Origin of the sequence: Okeania hirsuta (genome assembly GCF_003838195.1) — a bacterium.
GTDB classification, from domain to species: Bacteria; Cyanobacteriota; Cyanobacteriia; order Cyanobacteriales; family Microcoleaceae; genus Okeania; species Okeania hirsuta.
On sequence record NZ_RCBY01000343.1, the window covers coordinates 1 to 5,839 of the forward strand.

A 5,839-nucleotide genomic window follows, 5' to 3' on the forward strand; every position below is an offset into this window, starting at 1 on the left:
TTTTATTCCCCCAGATGAGCTGTTGCCAGATGAGCTGTTGCCTGCGCACAGCGCTATAATTAAACTCCCAATGATATGATTTTGAAAAATCCATCGAAAAAAACACCACTATTACCTGCCTAAGCAGGCAGGAAAGATTCATAACTAAAAAGCTACTTGTGAAGATTAGTTAAGACAAGGTGGGTTTACTTTGCAGCAACCCACCCGATAAAATCAACGATTGTACTTGACTGATGTGAAAGTTTATTCAGGTGTAGATAAATCTCTAACCATCAGAGAGAGGAGAGCGCGAGCAGACTCTTCATTAGGAAATCGGTCCGTTGGATTTGTGTCTAAATCAGATGCGTCCCACTCTGCTTTTGCAGAATCATTAACCTTATTCTGAATAAAGGCGTCACGATCAAATTCTTCGATATTGACAGTAATGCCCATAGCCAGAAGTGCTTGATCGATATCTTCCTCAGTCGGATTGGTATTACCTTGTAGAATTAGATTCTGTTTAATGAGATCCCGAAAAGCTTGATTTTGTTTTCGACTCTCTTCGTTTCTGGCGTTAACAGCCTCTTCTTCCTGATTAGCCTCCTGAATAATCTGTCGAGCTTCGACTGCCATCTGAGCCGCAAACTGAGCATTTCTCAACAGCTCCGTTGCCGAATCTACAACCTGAGATAACAGAGTTTGCAAAGAGTCTTGACATTGTTCTTGAATCTTGTCAAATCCATTATTTTTACGTTCTTGAGAGGAAAGTTCGCGATTGCCTGCAATTGCCGCTAACGTTTCAAATGCCTCTTTTTCAAGCTTGACATTATCAATAACCGTCGTGTCAGAGATATAGCTTTGTGCAAATTGGTCGTATTCGTCAGTCGAATTTAAAGTACTATCAAGAGCCTCAATCATATCCTCAAAGAGATTACGAATGTTTGTCAAGATGATGTCGCCGCGTTCATTACTTTGCTCAACAATTGACTTCATTCCAAAAGCCAAGCCTAAATCATCTTCAGTGCTCCACTCAATCTTCTCTTCAGGGTTATCGGGATCGTCAACTTGAAAGAAAAATTTGGCTTGAGCGAAATCGTCATTATTATTGAGCTGACTGGATAGATTCTCTTCTGCTGTTTCAATGTTTTGATTCAGTTCCGTTAAATTCACCTCTTCGGGATTGATTTCTTCTAAGTTGGCAATCTGTTCTTGAAGAGAATTAACGACTTCAACGGCTTCACGAATCGCTTGATTGTCAGGAGCTGAACTATACCCACCAATCAAGTAATTATAGGCAGCCAATTCATCTTCGTACTCCTGGAGTTGCTTTTCGAGTGCCTTGAAGGCTTTATTGCGACCATTCACTCGACTAAAGATACTGTAGATTGTAAATCCAAGAGAAATAGAACTGGCAGTCTTAGATACGACATCAGCACCAATTGCAATCTTTCGGTTTCGGCGAATTTTTTTGATTGCCTGAGCATGTGCATCATCCAACATTTCCATCCCAGAAAAGGCATTCCTACGTTGTCTGACAGTTGGAGTTGAAGGTTGATTAAAGCGTTTGCGTTTTCTGATGGCATGACAGACTGCTGTAAACAGTAGCTCCGCAGAGGTGATTGCGACAACGGCGGGACTGAAACTAATCTGTGCTAAATATTCCTGTACTTCTTTGATTTCTAAAGCAAATTCTTCAGCACTCAGATGATTGTCAGTTCGTTGAGCAGGACCCGTGAGCCAAGCATAGGCGGTCGGAAAATCCCCAAAAGTCAGATTAAACTGACCCACTTTTTCCATTAGTTCCTTGACTTGAACCTGCTTGAAATCGTAAAGCTCCAAGCTGAGATCTAAGGTATTCATTGCATTGTCGAGATTGTCAATGTCAGTCTGCACATTTTTGACTTGTGCGACTTTGGCATCAACCTGTTTTCCGACCTCTGCCACCTCCTGAGACTTATCGCGAAAAGCCGGATCGTAATCATCGCCTAGTGCAGCTTTCGCAATCTCATCTCCCAGAGTCGCGACATCAGCAGTGGTATCTACAATCTCAATAAATGTGCCGACATTTTTAGCAATCTTAAAAAAAGACCCAAATCCCATGATAATTCTCCTAAATTTGATGTTGATTAATTAACTGAAAAATTGAGTGGATGAAAGAGTAATCCTCTCCATCGCGCTAAAGGCTACCCAAAGAATTGAATGGTGAGAGAGCCTAAAGTCATGTTCATAGAGGCAGAATCTTGTTGAACTTCTGCCGAGCCTGTTTTGGCTGTGATAATAATGCCGAAAGCCTGCTGCTCATAAACTTGGATAGAAGCACTGCCCTCAGACGGATCGCTCATTAATGGAGGAACATCATCGTATAAAGTAATGACTTCACGTCCAGAGGGGCTATCCGCAAAAACAACAACCTCGCCAATCGGATTCTCAGAAGCATGAGAACCTCCATAACTCCACTTGATTGACAGAGTTTTTGTCAGTTGTGCAGTTGTGTAATATTTCCAGGTTGCGTCAGAAGAGGTATCGTTTCCCGGAAGGCTATACATACAGACGATCTGATTCAGTTTTTCATTCTGCACGATCAAAGGCTCACTAGAACCTTCAACAGACCAGGACAGCGATGAAATAGCCTGGAAGTTCCTCTGATCAGTCGATTGAGCCTCAGAATAACCCGCTTCGCGATCGACCATCTTGATAATCTCCAACGCTTCTGCTTTGGAAATATTCGGATCAATTGCCGCAACTTTATTTACTCTCTGCTCTAATGGCTTTCCTCTGGTTTGCTCTGCTTTCTGCTTTGCTCGATCAATAATGCCATTGACTGAAATCAAACGATTGACTACCGATCTCAATGCCTCCTGCGTTGATTCAGCCCAAGCTGGCCAACTTTTTAAGGTTTGAGGTGGCTCTACACTGTTGAGAAGCTCATTAATCCGAGAGAGAATTTCAGATTTTTCTTGACGCAATGCGGACAAATCTCGTTTAGCCTCGGCAATATCACGATCTAATTCAGCCAGTGTTTTCTCAAGTTGAGCTTTCTGACGCTCTAATTCTGCAACACTTAAACCAACATCAAGCCCCACAGAAACGACTGCTAAAACCCCTGATGCTCTCCCGGCAAGCTTGCCCACTTTGAGAAACTTTGAGGACTTGGCAGCAGTATTAACCACCGCTGATGAGCCTGTGCGAGTCAGATTTGAGACTTTCGTCAATCGTTTAGCTTTTGACAATGAACCCAGAGCGATTAGTGCAGCGGTTCCATCTGCGACACCGACAATCAGGTTAGACATCGCTATTTTTTTGCCAACTTGCTCCCATTTCTTTGTAGAAGCACTGATCTGATTCACTTGCGCAATAGTTATTGGAGGAAGATCCAGGATTGTTGCCCATTTCTCCCACTCAGGTATCTTCTGAGCTTCTGCTAATAATGTTTCAGCTTCCAGACTCTCCTGAGACAAGAGGGTGACATCCCCACACATATCACTGAGGGTACTCACCAGTTGATCTCGCTGGCGCTCTAAATTTTGACCGCTTTGAAACAATGTTTGAATCTGCGATAACTTTCTTCTGGCTTCCTCCTCCATTCGTTCCAAAAAAGGATAGTGATTTTTCTTAATCGCATCAGCCGCACTCAGGACTCCGGCATCTGACATTGTTTGCTTGGCAGCTTCCATTTCATCATTAAACTGAAAGCCTGTACTCACGTTCGCAATGTCAATCGCGGTGTCTGTAACAATTCGTGTTGCCGATGTGCCAACGTCTTTAGTTACTGACGCAATATCATTAATGACTGGAGATTTGGAAATTTCATTCACAGTCTTTTCCGTCTCCTCAGCAATGACTTTTCCGACATCTTTAAAGGCTTTTCCAACCTTCTTAAAAAAACTCATGTCTATTTCTCCTGTTTTGAGATGCTAAGTACATTCTTGTTGGCAGCAGTTGAGATGCCACCCTGATCGCAGAATATATTGTAATCCCTGACATGATTGATTTTCATCCTAGTTGTGAGTTAATTTTCAGGCGAATTAATCCTGATTTTTTCTGTTCTGCCTATACTTATTTCTCGTTGTTTTGGAGTTATGCAATTTTCAAAAAAATGAATTCAATTCAATATTGCTCAAAACTGCCTGTTGTAGTAAAGAGACTAATAGAAAGAGTGCTGGGATTTGGATTAAAATTCAACTCGTCTTTTGTAAGTTCAGTAACATCGAAACCACTAGAAAATTGAAATTCACCAATTAAAGCAGCAGCAACTGCCGTACCAGTACCAGCAAATAAAGTATCTAAAGCGAAAGGGATAGCAGCGATGGATGCAATGATTTAGTTTTTCATGTTTTTGGCTTTCCTTTCTTTGAACTCTATGTTTTTATCATCTCCCTTGTTTCTGGAGATGGTGGTGACAAAAGTTACTTAATTCTGGTGATTTTTCGGTTAGGTTTAAGTGATTCAGGAAGTATTTATAGAGTGACTTTGTTAGCAGACAGAATGTGAAGCAGGTAGATAATTCTAGTGATGAGAGTCACAGTCAAAAAATTGCAATAATTAGGTGTAACGGCTTGCAAACAAGCTCAAATTATTTGCAAAATAGGTGCTCTATAGTAGATTTCCAGAGATAAGAGGGGTTTGTCTTCATCAAAACTTCATAACCTATATTCCGCAGGTTTTAATGCTCAATTTGAATGTTTTTTAAGTCAGATAATTGAGATTCAAGCCTTGTCCTTAAGCGTAGGTGTCTAGTAAACTGTACAGTATTCACTAGACACATCACTGTAACTGTACAGCCCAGTTCTTGACAGCAACAGCATTTCTATCAGGATTTAGTTTAGGAGTTTTTATCTAATGAACTTAGCAACTGAGAGAATTATAATTCATCTAAACGAACTGCATGTCGATGGCAGTGTGATTCGTGCCCATCAACATGCTGCTGGAGGGAAACAGGGGGCCAAGCCTCAGAAAAACTAGGTCGTTCTCGTGGTGGTTTTAGTACAAAAATACACATACGTTGTGAGGGGAAAGGTCAACCGATGACTTTTCTATTGAGCCGTGGCCAGCGTCACGAGTCACTGTTTCTGGAAGAATTGATGGAACAAGGAGCAGTGAAGCGTTCTGGGGCAGGCCGTCCGCGTTTACGCCCTGTACGATTAGTTGGAGACAAAGGCTACACAGGTCGTCGCATACGCAATTATTTAAGTCGTCGCGGTATTGGCCTGACAATTCCAAGATGATCCAATGAGCCACGCCGAGGCTCGTTTAGCCGTGAAATATATCGTCAACGCAACGGGTGTTGAACGCGCTATCAATCGACTCAAGCAATGGAGACGTATCGCTACTCGGTATGAAAAACTTGCTGCCAATTATACAGCCATGATCACGATCGCCTGGATTATTTTGTGGCTATAGTTTGAAAACACGCCCTAGCTCCCCTCCCAGGAGGGGATGGGGGTGGGTGATGTTTGCTTCTTGCTTCAACTTTTGAGCGCTCCTGATTACTCAGTTTTAGTTCAAATTTTTTGGCGTACAATCAAATCACCTCCAAGCAGGTTATCAACTATTTTTTTGGCTAAGTCAAAAAAATCCCCTTCTTTTTTTCAGTTATTGCCGGAAATTGCCATAGATATTGATACTAGCAATCAGCTCCTAGAGAATTTCATCTTTTGAAATTCAAAACAATCAAAATTATCCCGAAAATATCCAAAACCAGGATATTACTCGAGATATTCCATAGAAATTAAGGTAAATTGTTATAGCAGTCGAAGCAAAGGCTAGGACAGATCAAAAGCTTAAAACTCAGACAACGTGATACTTTTCCTTCTTCCTTCTTCCTTCTTCCTTCTTCCTTCTTCCTTCTTCCTTCTTCCTT

Annotated in this window: 3 protein-coding genes and 1 pseudogene; 2 read left to right on the plus strand and 2 right to left on the minus strand. The window is 41.7% G+C overall.

Going from position 1 to position 5,839, the window contains the following annotated elements:
* Positions 1-243 precede the first annotated feature (243 nt).
* Positions 244-2,079: a hypothetical protein gene (locus tag D5R40_RS29725; RefSeq protein WP_124145623.1), complete on the minus strand. Its 1,836-nt coding sequence runs from the start codon at positions 2,077-2,079 to the stop codon at positions 244-246.
* Between the two features lie 83 nt (positions 2,080-2,162).
* Complete coding sequence (locus tag D5R40_RS29730; protein WP_124145622.1) at positions 2,163-3,869, minus strand: coiled-coil domain-containing protein; 1,707 nt, start codon at positions 3,867-3,869, stop codon at positions 2,163-2,165.
* Between the two features lie 1,065 nt (positions 3,870-4,934).
* Between D5R40_RS29730 and D5R40_RS29735 the strand changes: the two are divergent.
* Positions 4,935-5,204, plus strand: a pseudogene (locus D5R40_RS29735) (transposase); the annotation flags it as partial.
* A gap of 4 nt (positions 5,205-5,208) precedes the next feature.
* Positions 5,209-5,379: a transposase gene (locus tag D5R40_RS29740; protein WP_124145620.1), complete on the plus strand. Its 171-nt coding sequence runs from the start codon at positions 5,209-5,211 to the stop codon at positions 5,377-5,379.
* Positions 5,380-5,839: the final 460 nt, after the last annotated feature.